General features: G+C 70.2%; 21 protein-coding genes and 2 tRNA genes. 15 read left to right on the forward strand and 8 right to left on the reverse strand.

Going from position 1 to position 25118, the window contains the following annotated elements; translation table 11 throughout:
- Positions 1-14 precede the first annotated feature (14 nt).
- Positions 15-533: a DsbA family protein gene (locus OG819_RS27340; protein WP_266651413.1), complete on the reverse strand. Its 519-nt coding sequence runs from the start codon at positions 531-533 to the stop codon at positions 15-17.
- Positions 534-704: 171 nt separating this feature from the next.
- Here OG819_RS27340 and OG819_RS27345 point away from each other — a divergent pair, with 171 nt between their 5' ends.
- Together OG819_RS27345 and OG819_RS27350 are read left to right on the forward strand one after the other, a co-directional pair.
- Positions 705-1151, forward strand: a complete 447-nt coding sequence (locus OG819_RS27345) for a hypothetical protein (protein ID WP_266623187.1) — start codon at positions 705-707, stop codon at positions 1149-1151.
- Between the two features lie 144 nt (positions 1152-1295).
- Positions 1296-1448 (forward strand): hypothetical protein, encoded by a 153-nt coding sequence (locus OG819_RS27350; RefSeq protein WP_168490065.1) that lies wholly within the window; start codon positions 1296-1298, stop codon positions 1446-1448.
- A 67-nt stretch (positions 1449-1515) separates the two neighbouring features.
- On the opposite strand, the gene OG819_RS27355 is transcribed toward OG819_RS27350, so the two are convergent.
- Both OG819_RS27355 and OG819_RS27360 read right to left on the reverse strand, forming a co-directional pair.
- Positions 1516-2073, reverse strand: coding sequence for a CGNR zinc finger domain-containing protein (locus tag OG819_RS27355; protein ID WP_266623185.1), 558 nt, complete (start codon positions 2071-2073; stop codon positions 1516-1518).
- A gap of 494 nt (positions 2074-2567) precedes the next feature.
- The gene (locus tag OG819_RS27360) at positions 2568-2981 is read right to left on the reverse strand and encodes an SsgA family sporulation/cell division regulator (protein ID WP_003959770.1); all 414 of its coding nucleotides are present in this window, start codon (positions 2979-2981) and stop codon (positions 2568-2570) included.
- Positions 2982-3172: 191 nt separating this feature from the next.
- Between OG819_RS27360 and OG819_RS27365 the strand changes: the two genes are divergently transcribed.
- The 7 genes from OG819_RS27365 to OG819_RS27395 all read left to right on the forward strand — a co-directional run bounded on the left by OG819_RS27365 (position 3173) and on the right by OG819_RS27395 (position 11568).
- A complete protein-coding gene (locus OG819_RS27365; RefSeq protein WP_266623184.1) occupies positions 3173-3607 on the forward strand; it encodes a TIGR02611 family protein in 435 nt (144 codons plus the stop codon).
- Positions 3608-3739: 132 nt separating this feature from the next.
- Positions 3740-3814 (forward strand) — tRNA-Val (locus OG819_RS27370).
- 1193 nt (positions 3815-5007) lie between these two features.
- Positions 5008-6297, forward strand: coding sequence for an extracellular solute-binding protein (locus OG819_RS27375; protein WP_266651414.1), 1290 nt, complete (start codon positions 5008-5010; stop codon positions 6295-6297).
- A gap of 11 nt (positions 6298-6308) precedes the next feature.
- Positions 6309-7265, forward strand: coding sequence for a carbohydrate ABC transporter permease (locus OG819_RS27380; protein WP_266651415.1), 957 nt, complete (start codon positions 6309-6311; stop codon positions 7263-7265).
- Complete coding sequence (locus OG819_RS27385) at positions 7262-8134, forward strand: carbohydrate ABC transporter permease (protein ID WP_266623179.1); 873 nt, start codon at positions 7262-7264, stop codon at positions 8132-8134. The genes OG819_RS27380 and OG819_RS27385 overlap by 4 nt, the downstream gene beginning before the upstream one ends.
- Positions 8135-8136: 2 nt before the next feature.
- Positions 8137-8757 carry a hypothetical protein gene (locus OG819_RS27390; RefSeq protein ID WP_266651416.1) on the forward strand — a complete coding sequence of 207 codons (621 nt, stop codon included), beginning with the start codon at positions 8137-8139 and terminating at the stop codon, positions 8755-8757.
- A gap of 78 nt (positions 8758-8835) precedes the next feature.
- Positions 8836-11568 carry a Tat pathway signal sequence domain protein gene (locus tag OG819_RS27395; protein ID WP_266651417.1) on the forward strand — a complete coding sequence of 911 codons (2733 nt, stop codon included), beginning with the start codon at positions 8836-8838 and terminating at the stop codon, positions 11566-11568.
- 3 nt (positions 11569-11571) lie between these two features.
- On the opposite strand, the gene OG819_RS27400 is transcribed toward OG819_RS27395, so the two are convergent.
- Positions 11572-13962, reverse strand: a complete 2391-nt coding sequence (locus OG819_RS27400; RefSeq protein WP_266651418.1) for an SCO7613 C-terminal domain-containing membrane protein — start codon at positions 13960-13962, stop codon at positions 11572-11574.
- A gap of 89 nt (positions 13963-14051) precedes the next feature.
- Between OG819_RS27400 and OG819_RS27405 the strand changes: the two genes are divergently transcribed.
- Positions 14052-14498, forward strand: a complete 447-nt coding sequence (locus tag OG819_RS27405) for an SRPBCC family protein (RefSeq protein WP_266623173.1) — start codon at positions 14052-14054, stop codon at positions 14496-14498.
- Positions 14499-14584: 86 nt separating this feature from the next.
- A tRNA-Val gene (locus OG819_RS27410) sits at positions 14585-14656 on the forward strand.
- A 56-nt stretch (positions 14657-14712) separates the two neighbouring features.
- On the opposite strand, the gene OG819_RS27415 is transcribed toward OG819_RS27410, so the two are convergent.
- Positions 14713-15438 carry a 3'-5' exonuclease gene (locus OG819_RS27415; RefSeq protein WP_266623171.1) on the reverse strand — a complete coding sequence of 242 codons (726 nt, stop codon included), beginning with the start codon at positions 15436-15438 and terminating at the stop codon, positions 14713-14715.
- 170 nt (positions 15439-15608) lie between these two features.
- Between OG819_RS27415 and OG819_RS27420 the strand changes: the two genes are divergently transcribed.
- The 3 genes from OG819_RS27420 (at position 15609) to thrS (ending at position 19511) form a co-directional block, all read left to right on the forward strand.
- Complete coding sequence (locus tag OG819_RS27420) at positions 15609-16175, forward strand: DUF4365 domain-containing protein (protein ID WP_266623170.1); 567 nt, start codon at positions 15609-15611, stop codon at positions 16173-16175.
- Entirely contained in the window at positions 16172-17407 is a 1236-nt protein-coding gene (locus tag OG819_RS27425) for a hypothetical protein (protein WP_266651419.1), read from the forward strand. The genes OG819_RS27420 and OG819_RS27425 overlap by 4 nt, the downstream gene beginning before the upstream one ends.
- Positions 17408-17534: 127 nt before the next feature.
- Positions 17535-19511, forward strand: a complete 1977-nt coding sequence (gene thrS, locus OG819_RS27430; protein ID WP_266416257.1) for a threonine--tRNA ligase — start codon at positions 17535-17537, stop codon at positions 19509-19511.
- A 63-nt stretch (positions 19512-19574) separates the two neighbouring features.
- Here thrS and OG819_RS27435 read toward each other — a convergent pair whose 3' ends face one another.
- Positions 19575-20252, reverse strand: coding sequence for a potassium channel family protein (locus OG819_RS27435; protein ID WP_266651420.1), 678 nt, complete (start codon positions 20250-20252; stop codon positions 19575-19577).
- A 67-nt stretch (positions 20253-20319) separates the two neighbouring features.
- Between OG819_RS27435 and OG819_RS27440 the strand changes: the two genes are divergently transcribed.
- A complete protein-coding gene (locus OG819_RS27440; RefSeq protein ID WP_095855764.1) occupies positions 20320-20880 on the forward strand; it encodes an HIT domain-containing protein in 561 nt (186 codons plus the stop codon).
- Between the two features lie 127 nt (positions 20881-21007).
- Here OG819_RS27440 and OG819_RS27445 read toward each other — a convergent pair whose 3' ends face one another.
- Positions 21008-22681: a hypothetical protein gene (locus OG819_RS27445; protein WP_266623162.1), complete on the reverse strand. Its 1674-nt coding sequence runs from the start codon at positions 22679-22681 to the stop codon at positions 21008-21010.
- A 157-nt stretch (positions 22682-22838) separates the two neighbouring features.
- Complete coding sequence (locus tag OG819_RS27450; protein ID WP_266651421.1) at positions 22839-25034, reverse strand: elongation factor G-like protein EF-G2; 2196 nt, start codon at positions 25032-25034, stop codon at positions 22839-22841.
- Between the last annotated feature and the right edge of the window lie 84 nt (positions 25035-25118).

Below are 25118 nucleotides of genomic sequence, written 5' to 3' on the forward strand. Positions count from 1 at the left end.
CCCTGCTCCGAGGTTCACTTGCCCTCGGCGAGCAGGCGGTCGGCGATCTCCTCGATGCGCTCGCGCAGTCCCTCCTGGCTCTTGCCGCCGTCGAGCCGCTCGCCGCCGATGACATACGTCGGGGTGCCGGTCACGCCGATGGCCTTGCCCTCGGCCTGGTCGGCGTCGACGATCAGGATGTGCCGCCCGTCGATCAGTGCGGTGTCGAACTCCTCCGCGTCCAGGCCGAGTTCGCGGGCCACCTCGATCAGGAAGGGCTCGCCCTTGCGGTCGAGCTCCTCGATACGGTCGAGGACCGCCTCGACGTACGGCCAGGACCGGCCCTGCTCCGCGGCCTCCTCGGCGGCCTGCGCGGCGGCGAAGGCGTGCTTGTGCTTCTCCAGCGGGAAGTGCCGCAGCCGCAGCTCCAGACGGTCGCCGTAGCGGGCGCGCAGTGCGCTCAGGTCGGCGAGGGCACTGCGGCAGTCGGGGCACTGGAGTTCGCACCAGACGTCCAGGACGGCGGTGGCGCGGGCTGCGGAGGAGTCGTTCATGGCACCCAGTCTCCCAGCCCCGCCGACGGCGCCCCAACCGGGACCTGGGGAGGACCCCGACCCGGAGATGTCCCTGAGGTCCACCCGGAGCATGGCATATCGGACGTCGGGCGGTGCAGGATGGAAGGGACGAACCGACCCGCTGTACCGCGCCCTGCCCTGGAGGACCGGATGATTGCCGAGACCGTCTGTTCCGCCGTCTCCGCGGCCGGCCTCGGCATCGCCGCGGTCACGGCCTACCGCAAGCGCTTCCTCTCCGCCGCCCGCATCGCCGCCTACTCGCTGGTGCCCGTCGGCCTGGTGATGACCGGGGTCGTCGGCTGGCTGGTCGACACCGCCTTCAGCCCCACCGCGTGGGCGGGCTTCGGCGTGCTGGGCGTGGCCTGGCTGCTGTCCATGACCACGCGGGCCGTGGAGCGGCGCGGCGGCGGGACCCGGAAGGAACGCAAGGCCGCCGCACGGGCCGCCCAGCGCGAGGCCGTGGCCCCCGCGGCCTCGGCGCCCTCGCTGAGCCAGGGCTCCCGCCCGGCCGCCCGACCCGCGACGACGCCTCGGGCCACCGGCTCCGGCGACGACTTCAGCGACATCGAGGCCATCTTGAAGAAGCACGGCATATGACGGACTGAAACGACACAGAGGATCATGGGAGAGCGCGGAAACGATCACGTTCGCGCCTGGTCATCGCGGATATTGGCGAACTCCCGGTCATTCGGGGCGTGTTGATCGCGGAGCGGGTGGTGGCTGCGTCATCATCGCCGCGAGATGCTGGACACAACACAGAGCGACACCGCTGCGCCTCCCGAGGAGCCGCGGGGTTGTCTCTACGCGCTTTCCCAGCCACCGCTGATGATCTTCCTTGCGGTGATCGGCTGTCTGCTGCTCATGGCTTCGCTGCACGATCTGCTGCTGCTCTGAGCCGTACGCGGAGCCCTTGGCGCCACCCGCCGAGGGCTCCGTCAGCCCGCCGCGCGTCCTGCGTCCGTCAGCCCGCCGCCTCCTTGCGGCGCGCCCGGTACGCCGCCACGTGGAGTCGGTTTCCGCAGGTCCGGCTGTCGCAGTAGCGGCGCGAGCGGTTGCGGGAGAGATCCACGAAGGCGCGCCGGCAGTCCGGGGCCTCGCAGCGCCGCAGCCGGTCCTGCTCTCCGGCGACCACGAAGAAGGCCAGCGCCATCCCGCAGTCGGCCGCGAGGTGGTCGGCGACCGAGGCGCCTGGCGCGAAGTAGTGCACGTGCCAGTCGTAACCGTCGTGGTCGGTGAGCCGGGGCGTGGTGCCGGCGGCGGCGACCAGCTCGTTGATGAGAGCCGCGGCGATGCGGGGGTCGTCGGCGGAGAAGACTCCGGCGAACCGGCCGCGGACCCCGCGTACGGCCGCGAGATCGTGCTCCGACAGCACGCCGACATCACTGAATTCGTGCTTTCGTACGAAATCGGCGAGGGACGCGACATCCGCGAGCCCGTCGGTCGTGTTGTCGTCCGGCGCGGTGTTCACCAGATCCACCACGGCGTCCAGGGAACACCGGGTGTCGTGGGTGATCAGCACGTTTCGCTCCCTGGCCTGGGGGTCGGGCCGGCGCCCGCCGATGCTGGCCGATGGTAGTGGCTTCCCGGCGCGGGGGAGCGGGGCGGTGGAGGTGTACGCGGCCCGCCATGCCTCCGCGCCAGTTCGCGGGCCCGGGCCCGCACCCCGAACACCTCCGAAACCGTCTCGGGCCCCGTCACGGCCCGGCCGGCTCTGAGCTTGGCTCACCGCTGGTACGCGGGGTGCGAGAGGCGTGCGGTGCGGCCCCGTCCGGTCTGTCGGCCCCCGACCCCGACCAGGGGCTTGATTCCGTGCCGCCCCGGCCCCGGCGGCGCGCCCCGGCGCCGTGGCCGTCGCGAGGTCTGCTGTCGACCACGCGCACAGGCGCCGCCCCCGCGGGAGTCCGCGGCGACGGCGTCGGTGTTCGTGCCCTTTGTGGTTGTGCCCAATGCGGATGTCTAGGCCCGAGCCGTCTCCCCGAGTGGACGGCGCCGGGCGGCTCTATGGGGGGCTCGTCAGCTCTCGGCCAGGATGTGTGAGAGCTCCGTGTCGAGATCGAAATGCCGGTGTTCCGTGCCGGGGGGCACGGCGGCGTCCGTTCGCTTCAGGAACGACTCCAGGGCCCGCGCCGGGGCCTCCAGCAGGGCCTCGCCCTCCGGGGAGCTCAGGGCGATGCATACGACGCCCTGGCCATGGCTCCGGGACGGCCAGACTCGGACGTCGCCGGTACCGGTGGGCCGATGCAGGCCCTCGGCGAGGAGGTCGCGGGCGAACACCCACTCGACGGTTTCCTCGGCTCCGGTGTGGAAGGTGGCGTGCACGGCGTAGGGATCGGCCGTGTCATACCGCAGTCCTGCGGGTACAGGCAGTGAGGACTCGCTCGACACAACGAGGCGCAGGTGCAGCTCGCAGCTGACCGTGGTGTTCATAAGCGCCAGGGCCTTTCGCTCAGTGTGCGCTCGGGGATTCGCACGTCGGCGAAATCGACATGCCACCTACGGTGCCGTTGTAAACCCCTCTGAGCGTTTTGCGTGTCTTTACGTAACTCTTCCGGCCGAGAGTGGGTTCGCCGGATAGAGCCATTCCGGTGACTGGTTTCTCTCCGGTAGGGTTTGGTCGTATGAATACGGGGAGTGACGAGCCGGGCGAGGTCGCCACGGCCGATGGTGAGACGAAGACCGAGGGGCCGCTCGGATCGCGGGCGCCGGAATTCATCAAGGCCCGCCGTGCGCTGCATCTGAGCTGGCAGGTGGGTGTTTTCGTCGTGGGGCTCGCGGTGGTCGTCGCGGGCGTGATCATGCTTCCGCTGCCGGGCCCCGGCTGGCTGGTGATCTTCGGCGGCATGGCGATCTGGGCGACCGAGTTCGTCTGGGCGCAGCTGGTGCTCCGCTGGACGAAACGCAAGGTCACGGAGGCGACACAGCGGGCGCTCGACCCGAAGGTGCGGCGCCGCAACATCATCCTCACGAGCGTCGGTCTCGTCATCGTCGGGGCCCTTGGAGGCGTCTACCTCTGGAAGTTCGGTGTCCAGATGCCGTGGAACATCCAGGAGTGACCAAGGGGTGACGCGACCCGCCACGGGACTCCTGGTGGGACCCCTTCCGGTGCTGCTCCGAAGGTCCCTCCCGGGGGCCGCTCGGCTGGTCGGAGCCACCCTCTGACATCGGGTAATGTTCTCCCTGCGCCCGGGCGATTAGCTCAGCGGGAGAGCGCTTCGTTCACACCGAAGAGGTCACTGGTTCGATCCCAGTATCGCCCACCAGTACGAGAGGCGGCCCAGTTCCACGCGATGCGTGGACAGGGCCGCCTTCGTCATTTCCGCACAACCCCGCGGGGGTATGAGGCCGCGACCAGCGGCACGTGAGCCTCCGGTTCCACGTGCGAAATCCAAGAGCCCGAGGCCCGAGGTGCGCCCCACGGCGCCGACGGACCGCACTCCGTGGCGATACCAGTTACCGGAACCCAGTTACCGGAACCCAGGTTCGGGTAACTAGGTGCCGGAACCCGGTATCGGTACACGTACCGAGTTCCGGTACCCGCGCGGGCGTCGGAATCCGAGCCGCAGTCCGGATCGCGGCAGCCATCGGAATCGGCGCCGACGCCCTCGCCCTCTCCAGCACCCGCCACGCAGGCGACGGTGCCCCCTCCCGGCGCCCCCGCACCGCCCCGCCGACCAGGGCTAACGCCCGCCCATCGCGAGCAAGCCACCGTTCTTCGGACACGCACCCGTCACCCGCACCGGCGCGACTCACCCAGGCCGCCCGAGACCTTCCCAGGCCGCCCGAGACCTTCCCAAGCCGCCCGAGACCTTCCCAAGCCGCCCGAGACCCTCCCAAGCCGGCCGAGACCCTCCCAAGCCGGCCGAGACTCGCCCGGGCCGGCTCGGCCGCCCCGGACTCACCGGGGACCGCTCGACCAGCCGGGACGCGCCTCAAACCGGCCCGGACCCGGCGACCCCGGAACCCGCCCCTCTCACCCACCTGCAGACCCCGCCGAGCCCGCCGAACCCCCTTGCGGACGCCCGTCCCGGCCCGCCGCCCCGCGTCCCCCCTCGCCCCGATCACACCCAACACCATCCATGTGTGCGCCAGTTCGGCCAACACTCCCTCGCGAAGGCCCACCCCACACCCCCTCACTCTCGGTGTGCGCAGCCCTCGTTCGCGTCCGTCCCGTGCCCGCATCCCCGTCCGTGCGGCAGTTGTTTTCGGCCCGTCCCGACGATCGCCCGACCCGTCGTTTTTCGTTCGACATCCCGACCGTACGCCCCGGACCTGCACACTCGGGCACTCCCGTCGGCGCGGCACCCCCAACACCCGTCGCCGCGCGGCCGAACCGTGTCACATCAATTCCTGTCCGAATCATTGACGCGCCTGGAAGCCCTCCGTACCTTGTGCCAGCAAGCGCTTACTTGAAACGATTCACGCAGCGACACCGACGTCGCGAGGAGGCCCGACTGTGGGAAACAACGGGAGTGTTGAGAGGCGTACGGTCCTCAAGGCGGCCGGAGCTTCACTGGCCGCGCTGGGGCTGGCCGCGACGACGGGCTGCGGCGGGGACAGCGGCAGTTCCGGGGACGGGACGGTCACGATCCGGTACGCCTGGTGGGGTGCCGACGAGCGGGCGAAGCGGATCAACCAGTCCATCGCGCTCTTCGAGAAGAAGTACCCGAAGATCAAGGTGAAGACCGACTTCCAGGATTATGTGGCCTTTTGGGAGAAGTTCCAGACCCAGGCCGCCGGTGGAAATCCCCCGGACGTATTCCAGAACGCGGTCGGATTCCTGCGGAAGTACGACAAGAGAGGTGTGCTGCTCGACCTCAGGACTCAGATAGACGCGGGAAATCTGAGCCTCGACAACTTCCGTGCCGGAGTCGAGAAGGTGGGCCAGGTCGACGGAAAGCAGCTCGGTATTCCGGTCGGATCCAACACCATGTCACTTGTCATCGACGAGAAGGTGTTTGAGAAGGCGGGCATCAATCCGAAGCAGGGCTGGACCTGGGACGAGTACTTCGCCGCTCTGAAGAAGATCCACGATACCCAGAAGCTGCCCGGCGACACCGGCTACTTCGGCATCATGTACCTGTACGACCTCTACCTCAGGCAGAACGGCAAGGCGTTCTTCACCAAGGACGGACTCGGTTTCGACGAGGCCGACCTGACGGAGTGGTGGACGGACGCCTACAACCGCGTCAAGGCCGGCATCATCACCGACCCCAAGCGGGTCGAGCAGGACAAGCCCAAGTCCTCGCTCTCGGCCGCCCACGGCGCCTCCGAGTTCACCTGGGACAACTTCACGGTCCGCTACTCGGCCGAGGGCACCAGCACCTACGGTCTCGCGCCGATCCCCACCACCGACGGCAAGCAGACCGGCCAGTACCTCGCCTCCCTGATGCTGAGCGCCTCCGCCCACACCAAGCACCCCAAGGAGGTCGCGCAGTTCATCGACTTCATGGTCCACGACCCCGAGGTCGGCAAGATCATGGGCTACGACCGCGGCATCCTCGCGACCACCGAGCAGTTCGACGCATACAAGCCGACCGACGCGCCCAACCAGGCCATCGCGAAGTACGAGACGGACGTCGCCGCGGCCGGAGTGCTCGGCACCATCACCCCGCACCCGGCGGGCGCCGACACCTGTGAGGCCGCCTTCCTGCGCATCGCCGGTGACATGTCGCAGGGCACGACCAAGGTCGCCGACGCGGTCAAGCAGTTCTTCTCCGAGGCGAAGACCGCCCTCGCCTCCTGATGGGAACCGCCGTGACGCTCGTCAAGGACTCTCCGCCCGACGCCCCGGAGATACGTCCCGAGGCCCCCGCCGCCAAGAGGCGGCGGGGCCGCCGGGAAAACCTCGCCGGCTATCTCTTCATGTCCCCGTGGATCGCGGGCTTCCTGCTGCTGACCGCGGGCCCGATGGCCGCCTCCCTCTACTTCGCCTTCACCGACTACAACCTCTTCAATTCGCCGAAGTGGATCGGCTTCGACAACTTCACCACGATGTTCCACGACCCCCGGTGGCAGAAGTCGGTCGAGGTGACGGCCAAGTACGTCATCATCGGCACCCCGCTCAAGCTGCTGCTGGCGCTCGGGGTGGCTCTGCTGCTCGCGCAGAGCCGCCGCGGACAGGCCTTCTACCGGGCCGCGTTCTACGCCCCCTCGCTCATCGGCGCGAGCGTCTCCGTCGGGTTCGTGTGGCGCGCGCTCTTCTCCGACGACGCCATCGTGGACCGTACGCAGTCGTTCCTCGGCGTCCACACGGGAGGCTGGGTCGGCGACCCGAACTGGGTGCTCTACAGCCTGGTCGCACTCACCGTCTGGCAGTTCGGCGCACCCATGGTGATCTTCCTCGCCGGGCTCAAGCAGGTGCCGAGGGAGCTGTACGAGGCCGCCGAGGTGGACGGCGCCGGACCGCTGCGTCGGTTCTGGAACATCACCCTGCCGATGATCTCGCCGGTGCTCTTCTTCAACGTGCTCCTGGAGACCATCCACTCCTTCCAGATCTTCGGCTCGGCGTACGTGGTCTCCAACGCCTCCTGCGGACCGGCGGACGCCACGCTCGTCTACACCTGCTACCTGTACCAGAAGGGCTTCAAGGAGTCCCAGATGGGCTTCGCGTCCGCCATGGCCTGGATGCTGCTGCTCGCCGTGGCGCTGGTGACGGCCGTCCTCTTCTGGTCCCAGAAGCGGTGGGTGCACTACGAGGAGGACGCCCGATGAGCACCACCCTGCGCAAGCCCCTCGAAGCCGGCAGCCGCAAGCGCACCGGCTCGCTGGTCTGGCACATCGGCGCCCTGCTGATCCTCGCGGTCGTCCTCTACCCCGTCATCTGGGTCATCGGCGCCTCGTTCAAGCCCAGCCGGGAGATCATCGGCAGCCTGGACCTGTTCCCGACCAGTCCCGTCCTCGGCAACTTCAAGGGCCTGGCTGACGGCATCGCGGACATCTCGATCGCGACCTTCTTCCAGAACTCCCTCTTCTACGCGCTCGGCTCCGTCGTCGGCATCGTCATCTCCTGCTCGCTGACGGCCTACGCCTTCGCCAAGATCCGGTTCGCCGGCCGGAACCTGCTGTTCTCCCTCATGATCGGCACGCTTCTGCTGCCGTATCACGTGCTGCTCATCCCGCAGTACGTGATGTTCCAGAAGATGGAGCTGATCAACACCTACATTCCGCTGCTGATCGGCAAGTACCTGGCCACCGAGGCGTTCTTCGTCTTCCTCATGGTGCAGTTCATGCGGAACCTGCCGCGCGAGCTGGACGAGGCGGCCCGGCTCGACGGCTGCGGCCATCTGCGGATCTACTGGTCGATCGTGCTGCCGCTGTCCCGGCCCGCGCTCATCACCAGCGCGATCTTCACTTTCATCAACGCCTGGAACGACTTCATGGGCCCGCTGATCTACCTCAACGAGCCCGGCAAGTACACGGTCTCGCTCGGCATGATGATGTTCCGCGACCAGGAGGGCGTCGCCAACTACGGCGGCATGATCGCGATGTCGCTGGTCGCGCTGCTGCCCGTGCTGCTGTTCTTCCTCGCCTTCCAGCGGTATCTGATCGACGGTATGGCGACCTCCGGATTGAAGGGCTGAGAATGGCCACCACTCAGCCGCGGGCGGAGGCGAAGCGGCGGGCGAAGGCGCGCCGGGCAGCCCGCGAATCGGTCTTCGCGGAGCGGTTCGCCGTGTTCGCGGAGTGTCTGCTCACCGGGGTGTGGATCGCGGTGGCCTCGCTGCCGCTCGTCACCTACCCCGCCGCGTTCGCCGCCGGTGCACGGCATCTACGGCGGCGTACGTCCCACGAGGCGGGCGGCCTTCGGGAGTTCCTCGCCGACTTCCGGGCCGCCGTCCGGGGCGGCTGGATCGCCGGGGTCGCCGGCTGGGCCGCGGCCGCCTCGGTCTGGGTGGACGTCCAGGCCGTGCGCGCCGGGATCCCCGGCGGCCCGCTCGTCGGGGCCGTGGGTCTGTTCGCCCTGCTCGGCCTCGCTGTCGCCGGGCTGCGCGCGGCGGCCGTCTGGGAGCCGGACGCCTCCTGGCGGGTGCTGCTGGCGGAGGCCGGACGCCGTACGGTCCTCGACCCGGCCGGGTCCTTCCTGCTCGTCGGTGGACTGGCCGTGGTGGCCTGCTCCGCCTTCTTCGTCGCGCCGCTCGCGGTCCCCGTCCTGGGGGCCGTCGCGGCGGCGGCCGTGGCCGTCGAAGGGCGCTACCGCCGCTGAGCTCTTCGCAGGTCGGCGCCCTGGCGTCGTACCTCTCTCTGTCATGCCCCTGACTTCCCCGCACGGAAAGGAAAGGCCATGTCTCCCATCCCCCGCAGGTCCCTTCTCAAGGCGGCCGCCGTCGCCGGAGCCGCCGCACAGTTCAGCTGGGCCCTGGGAAGCACGAACGCGCAGGCCGCCGCCAGATCCGAGGCCGCCGACACCGACCCTGTGACCCTGGACTGGCTGGAGGACGGCGGTCTCGGCGCCGCCCCCGGCTCGACCGTCGGCGTGCCCTGGCCGAAGGGCGCCTATCAGCGGGACCAGACCTTCGCGCTCACGGACGGCGAGGGCAAGGACGTGCCGGTGCAGTCCTGGCCGATCGGGTACTGGCCGGACGGCTCCCTCAAGTGGACCGCGCACGCCGTCAGTTCCGGTTCCGGGAAGCTCACGCTCGCCGCCGGTACGCCCACCGCCCCCGACAAGAAGGTGACCGTCGACAAGCACGGCGGCACCGTCGACATCTCGACCGGGGTCATCACCGCGAAGATCGGCAAGAGCGGCTCCACGCTCGTCAAATCGGTGAAGCGCGGTTCTACCGAGATCGCCAAGGACGGCCGGCTGGTGCTGATCCGCCAGCCCGAGATCGAGGACGAGGACCAGGGCGCGGAGAAGTACGAGCGGTTCGAGAGCGTCATCGGTGAGGTCACGGTCGAGCAGGAGGGGCCGGTCCGTGCCGTCGTCCGCATCGACGGCAAGCACCGTAAGGGCGACCGCAGTTGGCTGCCGTTCTCGGTCCGCCTGTACTTCTACGCCGGCGCCGACTCCTTCCGGATGGTGCACACCATCACCTTCGACGGGAAGCAGGAGCCGGGGAAGACGAGCGGAGACTTCATCCGCGGGCTCGGCGTCCGCTTCAACGTGCCGATGCGCGACGCGGCGTACGACCGGCACATCCGCATCGGCGGCGACGGCTCCGGTCTGCTGCGGGAGGCCGTGCAGGGCATCACCGGTCTGCGCCGCGACCCGGGCGCGGCCGTGCAGGCGGCACAGTTCGCGGGGGAGAAGCTGCCCGACCCGTCCACCTGGGACCAGCGGGTGACGACACGGCTGCAGTACATCCCCGAGTGGGGCGACTACACCCTCTCGCAGCTCTCCGCGGACGGCTTCACCCTGCGCAAGCGCACCAAGAAGGGCCACGGCTGGATCGGCGCGGGCGGCGGCCGCCGGGCGAGCGGGTTCGGTTACGTCGGCGGGGCGAGCGGCGGCCTCTCCTTCGGCCTCAGGGACTTCTGGGAGAAGTACCCGGCTCAGCTCGACATCCGCGACGCGGCGACCGACGAGGCCGAGGTCACCCTCTGGCTCTGGTCGCCCGAGGCACAGCCCATGGACCTGCGCTTCTACCACGACGGCATGGGCCAGGACACCTACGCCGAACAGCTCGAAGGCCTCAACATCACCTACGAGGACTACGAACCCGAGTTCGGCACCCCGTACGGCATCGCCCGCACCTCCGAACTCCTCTTCTGGGCCAACGAGTCGACGCCCACGCCCGGGACGCTCGCCGAACAGGTCGCGGCCGTACGGGTGTTGCCGCAGCTCGCCGCCTCGCCCAAGCAGCTCATCAAGGCCAAGGTCTTTGGCGGCCTCTTCTCCGAGCCGGACCGCTCCACCGCCGCCAAGGCGAAGATCGAGGACCACCTCGACTTCCTCTTCACCTATTACAAGGACCAGGTGGAGATGCGCCGTTGGTACGGCTTCTGGGACTACGGCGACTTCATGCACTCCTACGACACCGTGCGCCACCAGTGGCGCTACGACGTCGGCGGCTACGCGTGGGACAACTCCGAGCTGTCGCCCGACATCTGGCTGTGGATGGCCTATCTCCGCTCGGGCCGCTCGGACATCTTCCGCTTCGCCGAGGCGCTCACCCGGCACACCGGCGAGGTCGACGTCTACCACCTCGGCCAGTGGGCGGGCCTCGGCACCCGGCACGGCGTGCAGCACTACGCCGACAGCGCCAAACAGCAGCGCATCGCCAACACCACATACCGCCGCTACTACTACTACCTCACCGCCGACGAGCGGGTCGGCGACCTCATGCACGCCAACGTCGACTCCGACGAGACGTTCCTCGTCCTCGACCCGATCCGCAAGATCCGCACCGAGCCGTACACCCCCGACCGGCACGCCCTGTCCATCGGCTTCGGCACCGACTGGAGCGGTCTGGTCTCGGCCTGGCTCACGGAGTGGGAGCGCAAGGGCCCGAAGTGGGAGAAGGCCAAGGCGCGCGTGCTGTCGACGATGGAGACGATCGCCGCACAGCCCAACGGCTTCGTCCAGGGCAGTGGGCTCTACGACCTCGACACCGGCAGGTTCGCCATCGCCTCCGCGCCGGTCGTGTCGGTCTCGCACCTCTCCGCCGTCTTCGGCCTCAACGAACTGTGCGCCGAGCTGATCGACCTGGTCGACGTGCCGAAGTTCAAGGAGGTCTACCTCGACTACTGCCGCTACTTCAACGCCACCAAGACCGAACAGGCGGCACGCTACGGCTCCAACTTCGGCTCCCTGCTGCTGTTCCAGGGCCACTCGCGCCTCGACGCGTACGCCGCCGTCCAGACCGGCGACGCGACGCTCGCCAAGCGCGCGTGGACGAAGTTCTACAGCTCCGACGGCTACATGGAGTCTTCGCCGTGGAAGACCGAGCCGCTGAGCGGCCCGGTCACGCTGGTTCCCGGCAGCGAGGCCAACTGGGTCAGTTCGAACGACAGCGCCCTGTACGGCCTCGCCGCCATCGAGAACCTGGCACTGCTCGGCGACAAGATGCCCTAAGGCCTAGCGCATCCTCTCCAACACCTCCCGCACCCGCCGCGCGTCCCGGATCCGCTGCTCGTACGTCGCACCGAGTGCGAGCAGCGCCAGACCGGCGAGTGCGGGAGGCACCCAACGCGGCAGCGTGCCCGCCATCTGCACGAGGTACGGGGCGAGTTCGTGCAGGGCGTCCAGCGCGAGCACGCCGCCCCCGAGAACGAGCGGGGCCCGCAGCCGGTGCCGGGCACCCACGAGGGTGACCGCGAGGGCCGCGACACCGAGCAGCAGGGGACGCGGCCAGTCCGGGTCGGTCCACGCCGTCACAAGACTCGGCACGAGCGTGACGGACAGCCCCGCTCCGTACGCCGTCCAGGACGAGGTCAGCGGATCCTTGCGCCGCCCGACCGCCCCCACCAGCAGCGCCGGGACGGTCACCGGCAGCGTGTATGCCTCCACGGAGCCGACACCCCAGCACGCCAGCCGGACCCAGGCGGCCAGCACGAACAGGGCGGTGGCCGCGTAACCGGCGGCCCGCCGGTCTTCTCGTACGGCGGTGCCCGCGGCGATGACTCCGCACAGGGCCAGGACCAGGGCCAGCAGCGGCGGATCGGTCACCGCGAGGCCGACGGCGAGCAGTCCGGCGACGGCGCCCGTCACCTCGACGGGCACCCGCGCGGGGGAGCCGGCGAGGCGCGCGGCGAGGAGGGCCGCGACGACCGGTACCAGGAGCACCAGCAGCGCGATGTACTGCGACTGCCAGCCGAGAAACGCGCCCACGGCACAGGCCAGCGCGGTGGCGTACGTGAGGGCGGCGACCGGGGCGAGCCGCGAGCGCCCGGACACGGCGGCGAACAGCACGGCCAGCGCGGTGAGGACGCCGAGGGTGGTGCCCTTGGTGGCGAGGGAGAGGCACGCGAGGCTCACCGAGGTGACAAGGGCGAGGAGGAAGGGGACCGGGCGCGACCGCGCCGAGCGGGCGACGTACGCCAGCGCCGCCACGATCGTGAATCCTTGTGCCGACATCCCGGCCCAGTAGGGGATCTCGAGGGCCGCGGGAAGGATGAGCACGGCCGCCCAGACGAGGGCCGACGCGCCGACCGTCGCCCTGGGGCGCCACTCCGTACCGCGCACGGCCACGGCCAGCACGGTGGCGACGACCACGAGAACGAGCGGTGCCGTGGCGGCGTACGGAGGCCAGGGGAAGCCGTCGGCCGTGACCGCCTCGCGCGCCGTCGAGGGGGCGCCGGTCCACACGCGCCCCACCCAGGTCACCGGGCCCAGCAGAGCGACGACGACCGGCGGCAGCGCCCACACCACCGCCACCGCCTGCACGGAGCCGGAAGCAAGGGCGAGGCCGCGCCTCATCGGCTCGGGGAGCCGGGTGCCTACGGCCGCCAACAGGGCCACAGCGCAGACCAGATACCCCGGGACCGTCCAGTGGGCCGGCAGCGACGAGCGCGGGACGCCACCGAGCGCGGCGACCGTGAGCAGGCCGCCGGCCGAGGCGGCCCAGATGGCGACGTTCGTGTCCGGCAGCCGCCACGCCGCCGCCAGCGCGATCGCCCCGGCGAAGAGAAGGAGCGCCGCCGCACGGGCGGCGGCGCCCGGGCCGGTGGCCGTCCAGGACAGCCAGCCGGCCGCGAAGGAGCCCCAGCCGCCCAAGCCGTACGCGCCCACGGCGGCGACGAGACATACGGACCGCACGGGAACCCGGAGCGCGACGGCCGTGTCGAGCGCCGCCGTCACCAGCAGCGCGGCCGTCATGGCGGGGGCGCCCGCGTCGGCCGCGGCCGCCCAGAGGATCAGCGGGAGCTGTGCGGCGGCCAGCGCGGTCGGCAGGGGCAGGCGCAGCGGGAGCCGCGTGAGGGTGGCCGGTTCACCGGTCGGTCGGCGCGCCCCGCCGAGTGCGAGCCCGTACGCCGCCCACAGAGCCGCCAGCAGGGCCGACGTGATGGCCGCGTACCCCAGGCCGTTCGTGTCGGCGAACGCGACCTCGTGCAACGCGTACATGTCCAGGACCGTCAGCGCGAGACCCAGCCCCGCCACGGCCTCCGCGGTTGAGCGCAGCCTGTGCCGGAACAGGAGCACGGGCGAGCCGAGCGCCGCCAGCGTCACCGCGCCCAGCACCAGAGCCCGCCCGGCGATCCCCATCCGGCCCCAGCTGACCAGCGTGAACGCGATCGCGGCGACGATCAGGAGGATGCCGCCGAGGACGAGCAGCACGTTCTGCACGCGGGGCGCCGTGGTCTCGGGCCGGCGTACGGGCGGGGACGGGGGCGGCGGAGCCACGGGCGGCCGGAGCGCGGTGATCAGCCAGGCGCGGCGGGCCAGCAACAGGGCCCGGCGCGCGTCGAGTTGCCGCAGCTCGGTGTCGAGGAGCCGCAACTCCTCGGCCGGGGGCGGAATGTGGGTCATACCTCGGGAGTGTGGTCCCGGTCACCTTCCTCGGCATGAGTGCGCGTACTCATGTCGTACTCAGTTGTCCGGTTGGGCACACTCCGTCCATGGACTGGAGCCATTATCGCTTCCGCAGTGTGTGGGCCCTGCCCGCGCCGCCCGCCGAGGTCTATCCCGTCCTCGAACAGGCCGAGGACTATCCGCGCTGGTGGCCCCAGGTCCGTGAGGTGATCCGGATCGACGACCGCAGCGGCACCATGCGCATCCGTTCGTTCCTGCCGTACGACCTGGTGTTCACGGCGCGCGAGCTGCGCCGCGACCCGGCGGCCGGGGTCCTGGAGATCGCGATGGCGGGCGACATCGACGGCTGGGCGCGCTGGACGCTCACCACCGCCGGGCCCGGCACCCGCGCCCAGTACGACCAGGAGGTGGACGTGAGCAAGCCGCTGCTGCGGCGGTTCGCGGTCCCGGGACGGCCGGTGTTCCGCGCCAACCACGCCCTGATGATGCGCGCGGGACGGCGCGGACTGGCGGCCCGCCTCACGGGTGACTGACCCCCCACCTCACGGGTGACTGAACGGCTCACCTCGAAGCGGTTTGAACCACACCCGCGGGGACCTGTATTGTTCAGTGCGTTCCCGGGCGATTAGCTCAGTGGGAGAGCGCTTCGTTCACACCGAAGAGGTCACTGGTTCGAACCCAGTATCGCCCACCCGGAGAAAACCGGTCCGTCACAGACGGACCGGTTTTTCGTTGTCCCGCACGGGCTCAGGCCGCCGCCGGCAGTTCCGGACGCAGCGGCCACGCCGGATCCACCGCCTCCGGAGAACCGCTGCGCGCGAACCACGCCTGCAGACCGCGCGCCTGTGCCGCGTGCCACACCGCCTGCAGGGTGTGCAGTTCGGCGGGGGACAGCCGCTCCAGGCGGGTGGCGAAACGGCGCCCCACCGCTCGTACCACCTCCATCGCGGCCAGTGCGTCCGCCGCCGCGTCGTGCGCGCCCTCCAGCACCACGTCGTAGTGCGCGCACAGGTCGGTCAGGGTGCGGCGGCCCTTGCGGTAGCGGTCCAGATGTTTGTCCAGGACCCGTGGATCGAGCACGCGCAGCGGCGCCGGATCGAACCACCGGTCGAGACAGGAGGCGCGATGGCGGCGCAATTCCCGGTCCAGGAGCGTGAGATCGAACGGCGCGTTCATCACGACGAGCGGGCGGCCCGCCGCGGCCTGTTCGCCCAGCACCCTGGCTATCTCGTCCATCACCGGCGACGGCCAGCGGCCGTTGCGCTGAAGGTGTTCGTCTGTCAGCCCGTGCACCGCTGTCGCACCCGCGGGCACCGGTACGCCCGGGTTCACCAGCCAACGGGTCACCCGGGGCCGGGAACCCGCGGCGTCCTGGACGACGACGGCTGCCGACACGATCCGGTCGGTCTCGACGTCCACGCCCGTGGTCTCCGTGTCGAACGCGGCCAAGGGGCCCTCGTACCAGCACGTCATACGCACACAACTCCTCGTTCACCTACGGCAGCTGACGTCCCGTCTTCTGCCCGTTTGGTGATACCCGCGCTGTTTGCGCCGTACGCCGGAAGGAGACAACACAGGTACGGGTCTTTGCAGTTCAGCGGCCCGTCGCGGGGAATCACTTGGCTTGGAAGGCTGTTGGACTCATGGCACTCGCGCAGCCCGAGCGGGGCGGGCTGCTGCCCCAGCGGACGGCACCCCATCGCGGCTCACTCGCCACCACCGCCTGCATGGAGACCTTGCAGGTGGGTTACTTGCACGCCGTCGCGGCGGCGGCGGGCTGTTCGCTGTCGCAGCCCTTTCCGGACAACGGCATCGACTGGCACGTCAGCCACAGCGCCCCCGGGCACACCGTCGACGACGAAGTCACCATCAAGGTGCAGCTCAAGTGCACGTACCAGATCCCGCCGAACCCGCCCGGGCCCGCCTTCTCCTTCACGCTCGACAACGAGCACCTGGCGAAGCTCGCCCGCACCCCGGTCTCGGTGCACAAGATCCTGGTCGTGATGCTCGTGCCCAGGTCCCAGGAGGACTGGCTGCGCGCCAGCCACGACCGCCTCGACCTGCGGCACTGCTGCTACTGGATCAACCTCGCCGGTCACGCGATCACCGGCCGGCGCCGGACCACCGTGCGAATACCGACCGCGCGCGTCTTCGACGACAGGGCGCTCTGCGAGATCATGACGCGGGTCGGGACGGGAGGGAAACCTTGACACACCGCCCCATCGACTCCATCGGCGAACCCCTTCGGCCGGTCAGGCCGCACCCCGTCGAATCCCACTGGACCGAGCCGCCCGAGCCCGGCCAGGTCGACCCCGCCGTCCTCGGCGCGCTGCTGTACCGCCACGGCTGGCAGCGCCGCGGAGGAGCGGCCGGACGGTACGGCAGGTGGACCCCACCCGGGCCCGGTGGCGGCGGTACGAGCCTGCTCGTACCGGAGAACCGGGCCTTCCCCGACAGCGACGACCTCCTCGGCGAGGCGCTCGTCGCACTCTCCCGCAGCGCCGCGCCGTCCGCGCGCGACATCCTGGTCGCGCTCGCCGTGCCCAGCGACGAGATCCGTTGGTGGCGCGACGTGCCGACCGGGCCCGTGGGCGCCACGCCCTGGAGCGTGGAGGAGCGGCTGCGCTCGGCCGCCCGCTCGATGCTGCTCGCGGCCGCGCTCGCCACACGCGCGCGTGCGGGCTATTACGGCGCCCGGCACCGCAGGCCCGCCGCCGCTTCCCTGGAGCACGTGCTCGTCGGCGCCGACCCCGGCGGGCGACGCCTCACCGCCTTCGTGCCCGTCGACACCGGCCGGCCGCTCTCCGTACGCCTGCACCAAGCGCTCTACGCCGTCCGCGAGGCCATCGACTACCAGCGGGCCACCGGCGGCATGGACGCCTTCGACGCGGCCGTCGAGGCGGGCGTCAGCCATGAACTCACCGAGGCCGTCGTCGCCCTCGTGCGCGGCACGGAGGGCGCCCGGATCGCCGTCGAGTGGGCGCCCGCCGCCGGGGTCCCCGAGGGCTGTGCGGCGCCCGACGAGGCCGTCGAGTTCTCGCCCGGCGACCTGCCCGTCCTGCGCGAGGCCGGGGCCCGTTATCTGCGCGCGGAGCCGTCCGTGGCGGTCCGCCTCACCGGCGCCGTGGTGCGGATGCGCAGGTCCCAGCCGCGCGGCGAGGGCACCGTACGGCTGCGGGTGATCGCGGGAGCGGAGGTGCAGCACGTCCGGTTGACCCTCGACGAGGAGGCGTACCGGATAGCGGGCCACGCCCATCTGGTCGGGCTGCCGGTGCGGGTGCTGGGGCGGCTGGAGAGCCGCGGCGGCTTCCGCAGGCTCACGGACGCCTCCGGGGTCGTACCGGTGCAGGTGGACGAGGCCGAGCGGGACCGGCTGATGAAGTCGCTCCAGGAGACCGCAGAGATCACGGCTTTCCTTGAGGAGGCGTGCAGCGGGGACTAGAGGGCTTTGTGGAGCTTTGCTGGTAACCGTTTCGCGGAGGGTGGCCCGGGCTCGGTAGGATCGCCGGGCAGGCATCGCACTGCCATGCCCACTGGGTGAGCTTGCCCCCTTCAGTCAGGAGAGACCGGTGTCAGACGTCCGTGTGATCATCCAACGCGATTCCGAGCGGGAAGAGCGCGTGGTGACGACGGGCACTACGGCCGCCGACCTCTTCTCCGGCGAGCGCACCATCGTCGCGGCCCGCGTGGCCGGCGAGCTGAAGGACCTCGCGTACGAGGTGAAGGACGGCGAGGAGGTCGAGCCCGTCGAGATCTCCTCCCAGGACGGCCTCAACATCCTGCGCCACTCCACCGCGCACGTCATGGCGCAGGCGGTGCAGGAGCTCTTCCCCGAGGCCAAGCTGGGCATCGGTCCGCCGGTCAAGGACGGGTTCTACTACGACTTCGACGTCGCGAAGCCGTTCACGCCCGAGGATCTCAAGGCCATCGAGAAGAAGATGCAGGAGATCCAGAAGCGCGGCCAGCGCTTCTCGCGCCGTGTGGTCACCGACGAGGACGCCCGCGAGGAGCTCGCCGCGGAGCCGTACAAGCTGGAGCTCATCGGCATCAAGGGCTCCGCGTCCTCGGACGACGGCGCGGACGTCGAGGTCGGCGGCGGCGAGCTGACGATCTACGACAACCTCGACGCCAAGACCGGCGAGCTGTGCTGGAAGGACCTCTGCCGCGGTCCCCACCTGCCCACCACCCGCAACATCCCGGCGTTCAAGCTCATGCGCAACGCCGCGGCGTACTGGCGCGGCAGCGAGAAGAACCCGATGCTCCAGCGCATCTACGGCACCGCCTGGCCCTCCAAGGAGGAGCTGAAGGCGCACCTCGACTTCCTCGTCGAGGCCGAGAAGCGCGACCACCGCAAGCTGGGCAGCGAGCTGGACCTGTTCTCCGTCCCCGACCAGATCGGCTCCGGCCTGGCCGTCTTCCACCCCAAGGGCGGCGTCATCCGCCGGGTCATGGAGGACTACTCGCGGCGCCGCCACGAGGAGGAGGGCTACGAGTTCGTCTACACCCCGCACGCGACGAAGGGGAAGCTCTTCGAGACCTCGGGCCACCTGGACTGGTACGCCGACGGCATGTACCCGCCCATGCAGCTCGACGAGGGCGTGGACTACTACCTCAAGCCCATGAACTGCCCGATGCACAACCTGATCTTCGACGCGCGCGGCCGCTCTTACCGTGAACTGCCGCTGCGCCTCTTCGAGTTCGGGACCGTGTACCGGTATGAGAAGTCGGGCGTCGTGCACGGCCTGACCCGCGCCCGTGGCTTCACACAGGACGACGCGCACATCTACTGCACCAAGGAGCAGATGGCGGAGGAGCTCGACAAGACGCTCACCTTCGTCCTGAACCTGCTGCGCGACTACGGCCTGACCGACTTCTACCTGGAGCTCTCCACCAAGGACCCGGAGAAGTTCGTCGGCTCCGACGAGGTCTGGGAAGAGGCCACGGAGACGCTGCGGCAGGTGGCCGAGAAGCAGGGCCTCCCGCTCGTCCCGGACCCGGGCGGCGCCGCGTTCTACGGTCCGAAGATCTCCGTCCAGACCAAGGACGCCATCGGCCGCACCTGGCAGATGTCGACCGTGCAGCTCGACTTCAACCTGCCCGAGCGCTTCGACCTGGAGTACACCGGCCCCGACGGCTCCAAGCAGCGTCCGGTCATGATCCACCGCGCGCTGTTCGGTTCCATCGAGCGCTTCTTCGCGGTGCTCCTCGAGCACTACGCGGGCGCGTTCCCGGCCTGGCTGGCGCCCGTGCAGGCGATCGGGATCCCGATCGGCGACGCGCACGTGGAGTACCTGCAGAAGTTCGCCACCGAGGCGAAGAAGAAGGGCCTGCGGGTCGAGGTCGACGCCTCTTCCGACCGTATGCAGAAGAAGATCCGCAACGCCCAGAAGCAGAAGGTGCCCTTCATGGTCATCGCGGGCGACGAGGACATGGCGGCCGGCGCCGTCTCCTTCCGCTACCGCGACGGCTCGCAGGAGAACGGCATCCCGGTCGACGAGGCGATCGCCAAGATCATGAAGGTCGTCGAGGAGCGCGCGCAGGTCTGACGCGCGGGTCCGACCCGTACGGTGTTTCTTTGACGCGTACGTGCCCGGAGGCCCCCGGAGAGCTCAGCTCCCCGGGGGCCTCTCCCTGACCCTGAGCTTGTCGTTCTCGTCCTCGCTCGCGAACACCTGGAGCAGCCAGGACGAGAACGAGCCGGTCACCGCGCCGAGCAGCGCCAGCCCGCACACCATCAGTACCGACGCGATCGTGCGCCCGATCGGGGTCACCGGCACCACATCTCCGTACCCCACCGTCGTGAGCGTGGTGCAGGTCCACCACACGGAGTCCCCGAACGTCCGGATCGAGGCGCCCGGCGCCCCGCGCTCCTGCTGGTAGACGGCGAGGGAGCCCGCGAAGCCGAGCAGCGCGGCCGACAACCCCGCGTAGAAGACCACGCGCGCGTGCAGGGAGAGACGGGGCTCTCCGTGGTGACGCTGGACGGCCTCGTAGACCTTGACGACGCGCAGCGGACGCAGCAGCGGCAGCAGGAGCGCCAGGGTGTCCACCGGGTGCGATCGGACGAAGCCGAGGCGCTGTCCGCTCAGGCGCCAGCGCACCGCGTAGTCGACGCCGAACAGCGCCCAGGCGGCCAGCATCACCGCCAGACAGGCCTGCCGCCAGACGACGGGCAGCGTGTGCCCGAGGACCAGGACCGCGTACGCGGCGAGAAACAACCCCGAGGCCAGACTGAGCGGGATCTCGGTGCGCCGTTCCCACCGGGCCTGTCGGCTGTCGTCGTCCATCGGCCCAGCTTGGCCCGGCGAGCATTCGGGAGAGCCCCGCCGACACGCCGCGAACGGGCGAAGCAATATGCTGCACCACATGACGAGTGAGCCGGAGCAGCAGATCGGAGTGGGAACGCAGGACGCGTTCCAGCGCTTGTGGACGCCCCACCGGATGGCTTACATCCAGGGCGAGAACAAGCCCACCGGCCCGGGGGCCGACGACGGCTGTCCGTTCTGCTCGATCCCCGCCAAGTCCGACGAGGACGGGCTCATCGTGAGGCGCGGTGAGCAGGTGTACGCGGTGCTCAACCTGTACCCGTACAACGGCGGCCACCTCATGGTCGTGCCCTACCGTCATGTCGCGGACTACACGGACCTGACCGACCCGGAGACCGCCGAGCTCGGCGAGCTGACCAAACAGGCGATGACCGCGCTGCGCACCGCCTCGGGCGCGCACGGTTTCAACATCGGCATGAACCAGGGCACGGTGGCGGGCGCGGGCATCGCCGCCCACCTCCACCAGCACATCGTCCCCCGCTGGGGCGGCGACACCAACTTCATGCCGGTCGTGGGCCACACCAAGGTGCTTCCGCAGCTCCTGGCGGACACCCGCAAGATGCTGGCAGAGGCCTGGCCGACGCACTAGTTCAAACGAGGCGCCTGCTGACAGGCGCCCCGTCGAAGCGCCCCTTCAGGGGCGCGGGGAACTGCGCGACCAGCCCCTGACGATCGTCACTCTGCGCACCGGCCCATCCCGCCCCTCCGCCGGAGGCTCACGCGTCGTAGAGGTCCGCCTTCCGAGGCGACGGATCCTGCACCGCCGTGCTGAGGAACGCCGACCGGTTCCCGAACTTCTCCGTGTCGACCCCGTTCTCGTCCAGCACCTTGATCGCCGCCGCGTGGACGACACGGAGCACCGGCGTGGCCGCCCGCAGGGCGTCGTCGGCCATGAAGCGGTGCCGCCAGGGCTGGTCGGCCCACGCGTGCCGCAGGCCGAACGGCTCGGGCAGCGTCAGCTTGCCGCCGAGCCAGTTCAGCAGCGGCGGGTACCCGGTGAGCGGGGCGCGCGCGGTGAGACGTACGACCTCGTCCGTGGTGACCAGCGGCAGCTTCACCTTGCGGGTCTCCCAGAACTTGACCGCCTTGGCGACCTCCTTCGTCGGCGCCTCGGGCTTGCTGGTGAACAGGGAGTGCACGGGACCCAGGGCGTGCCCGGTGACCTCGATGCGCAGCGTCTCGTGCAGCACGGTCACGGTGATCAGCATGGTGATGATCAACTGGCCGTCCCACAGTGTCCACTGCACGCCGAGGTAGTGCCGCTGGCCGCTGCCGAACTGCTGCTTGTTGCAGATGTCCTGGATGGCGTGGCTCTTGATCGTGTACGCCTCGACGTCCGTGCCGCCCGGCCGGGACACCTCCTTGGCGTTCTCACCGATCGGCGAGACGACCCAGTGCTTGATCGAAGGGGTGGGGAAACCCCCGGTGTTGAGCGGGCCGCGCTCCAGCATGCGGAGCTTGTCGTGGATGTTGCGGACGACGTCCCAGCTGCGGAAGGGGTGGATCTCCTTGTCCGGGTCCTTCGGGACGAGGTCCTCGGCGAGCTGCCAGCTGCCCCAGCGGGTGCCCATGCCGAGTATGCCCTTGGGTCCGGCGTAGAACACCGAGTTGGACTGCTGCTCGGCGCTGAGGGCGGCCAGGGCCTGGCGCAGCCGCTCGGCGGCCGTCTCGCCCGGGCTCCCGGGCACCGCCTCCGGGATCTTGGCGCCGAGGCCACCGCCGGACAGCAGGCTGTCCCAGCGCTCGCGCAGGTCCTTGGCGGACCGCTCGCAGATCTGCTTGGCCCAGAGCCAGCCGATCACCGGGAGGACCACCGACGCACGCGCGTACCAGGCCCAGAAGCCGGTGAAGGGCATGCGGACGAGGAAGACCACGGCGAGGGCGCCGAAGGCGACCAGGAGCGTGGTGCCGAGGGCGCCGGCGCGCTTGTTCGTCTGCTTGGCGACCATGGACCGGAGCTGGAAGACCAGCAGCCACACCAGCAGCCCGGGCAGGAACAGCACACCGCACAGCACCATGACGGCCGACAGCCAGTTGTCCCGCTCCCGGCGGATGCGGTTCGCCGCGAGGCAGTGCTCGACGACGACCTGCGGCTCGGTGCCGAAGGACTGGATGAGGGGCTTGCGGCCGGCGCCCAGCATGCGGTCCACCACCGCCCGCCCGAAGGCCTCGCCGAGGTTGGGCCTGAAGATCGTGGCCCACTTGCGGCCTGAGCTGACGGTGGACTCGTGCCACTGGTTGTTCGCCTTGAGGATCTCGGCGACATCGCTGTCCCGGTACGCCGCCGAGGCCAGGGCGAAGGTCGCCGCCGTCTGTCCCGCGGAACCCGAGAGCGGCACCTGCGCCCCGGGAGTGAAATCGAAACCGTCGAACGCCACTTCCGCCCCCATCGCCGCCGCCCCCGCTCCTGCGGCTTTCCCGACTTCCCTGCCCCGCACACCTGTTGATCAGGTCATCGTCTTGATCAGTTCCCAGAGTATCGGCCGCGACCGACATTCGTCGGCGGACGGCCGAAGCCGCCCGCCGAGGGTGAAGGGAGTCGAACTGTCAGGCGTTCTGGGCCTGTTCGCGCATCCTTTCGGCGATCTGTGACGGCATCGGCTCGTGTCGCGCGTAGGTGCGGTTGAAGCGTGCGGTGCCGTGCGAGAGGGAGCGCAGATCCACGGCGTACCGCCCGATCTCGATCTCCGGGACCTCGGCCCGTACGAGCGTGCGTGCGCCGCCCGTCTGCTCGGTGCCGACGACCCGGCCGCGCCGCCCCGACAAGTCGCTCATCACGGCGCCCACGTACTCGTCGCCGACCAGGACCGTCACCTCCGCCACCGGCTCCAGCAGATGGATCCTGCTGTCGGCGGCCGCCTCGCGCAGGGCCAGCGCGCCCGCGGTCTGGAACGCCGCGTCGGAGGAGTCCACGGAGTGCGCCTTGCCGTCGAGCAGGGTGATCCGTACGTCGATGAGGGGATAGCCCGCGACCACGCCCTTCGCGGCCTGGGCGCGTACGCCCTTCTCGACGGACGGGATGAACTGCCGGGGCACGGCCCCGCCGACGACCTTGTCCACGAACTCGATGCCCGAGCCGTTCGGGAGGGGTTCGACCTCGATCTCGCAGATCGCGTACTGCCCGTGGCCGCCGGACTGCTTCACATGGCGGCCGCGCCCCGCGGCCCTGTCCGCGAACGTCTCCCGTAGGGAGACCTTGTGCGGGACCACGTCGACCTGGACGCCGTACCGGTTGCGCAGCCGCTCCAGGGCGACGTCCGCGTGGGCCTCGCCCAGGCACCACAGGACGACCTGGTGGGTGTTCTGGTTCTGTTCCAGGCGCATGGTGGGGTCCTCGGCGACCAGCCGCCCCAGACCCTGCGAGAGCTTGTCCTCGTCGGCCTTGCTGTGCGCCTGGATGGCGAGCGGCAGCAGCGGGTCCGGCATCTGCCAGGGCTCCATCAGCAGCGGGTCGTCCTTGGCCGAGAGCGTGTCGCCGGTCTCGGCCCGGTTGAGCTTCGCCACACAGGCCAGGTCGCCCGCGATGCAGTGGCTCAGGGAGCGCTGCTGTTTGCCGAACGGGGCGGACAGGGCGCCGACGCGCTCGTCGACGTCGTGGTCCTCGTGGCCGCGGTCGGCCAGCCCGTGCCCGGAGACGTGCACCGTGTCGTCGGGGCGCAGGGTCCCCGAGAAGACGCGGACGAGGGAGACGCGGCCCACATAGGGGTCGCTGGCCGTCTTCACGACCTCCGCGACCAGCGGCCCGTTCGGATCGCAGGCCGTGACCTCGCGCTCCCGCCCCTCCGGTGTCGTCACCGTGGGCGCCGGCCGCTCCAGCGGGGTCGGGAAGCCGCCCGTGACGAGTTCGAGGAGCTCGACCGTGCCGAGCCCCTGGCGGGCCCCCTCGGAGGCGGGCGCGGCCGCCAGTACCGGGAAGAAGGCCCCGCGCGCCACGGCCCGCTCCAGGTCCTGCACGAGCGTCTTGAGGTCGATCCGCTCGCCGCCCAGATAACGGTCCATGAGGGTCTCGTCCTCGCTCTCGGCGATGATCCCCTCGATCAGCCGGTTGCGCGCCTCGTCGATCAGCGGCAGCTGCTCCGGTCCCGGCTCGGCCTCCTTGCGTTCCCCGGAGGAGTAGTCGAACAGGCGCTGCGAAAGGAGCCCGATCAGCCCGGTGACGGGGGCGTGTCCGTCGGGTCCCGCCGCGCCGCGCAGCGGCAGGTACAGCGGCAGTACGGCGTCCGGGTCGTCCGCGCCGAAGGCCTCGGCGCAGATCCGCGTCATGTCGTCGAAGTCGGCGCGGGCCGACTCGAGGTGGGTGATCACGATGGCGCGTGGCATGCCGACCGCCGCGCACTCCTCCCACACCATCCGGGTCGAGCCGTCCACCCCGTCCGAGGCCGAGACGACGAAAAGGGCCGCGTCCGCGGCGCGCAGACCGGCCCTGAGTTCCCCGACGAAGTCGGCGTATCCGGGGGTGTCGATGATGTTGATCTTGTATCCGTCCCAGTCGACGGGTACCAGGGAGAGCTGTACCGAGCGCTGCTGCCGGTGCTCGATCTCGTCGTAGTCGGAGACGGCGGTGCCGTCCTCCACCCTGCCCGCCCGATTCACCGCTCCCGCCGTCAGCGCGAGAGCTTCCACCAATGTCGTCTTGCCGGATCCGCTGTGGCCGACCAGCACCACATTCCGTACGGACGCGGGGTGGTCGGCCGCTGTAGCCCTGCCGGCGGCTCCGGAGTGTGCGTTCGCCTTGTCGCCCATGGTCTTGCCTCCCGTGCACGGTGAGGTCTCTTTGGGCGCGGGCAAGCCGCAACCGCGTGCGGTGCGGCTCCGATGACGCCCGCG

Origin of the sequence: Streptomyces sp. NBC_01549 (genome assembly GCF_026339955.1) — a bacterium.
In the GTDB taxonomy this organism is placed as follows: domain Bacteria; phylum Actinomycetota; class Actinomycetes; order Streptomycetales; family Streptomycetaceae; genus Streptomyces.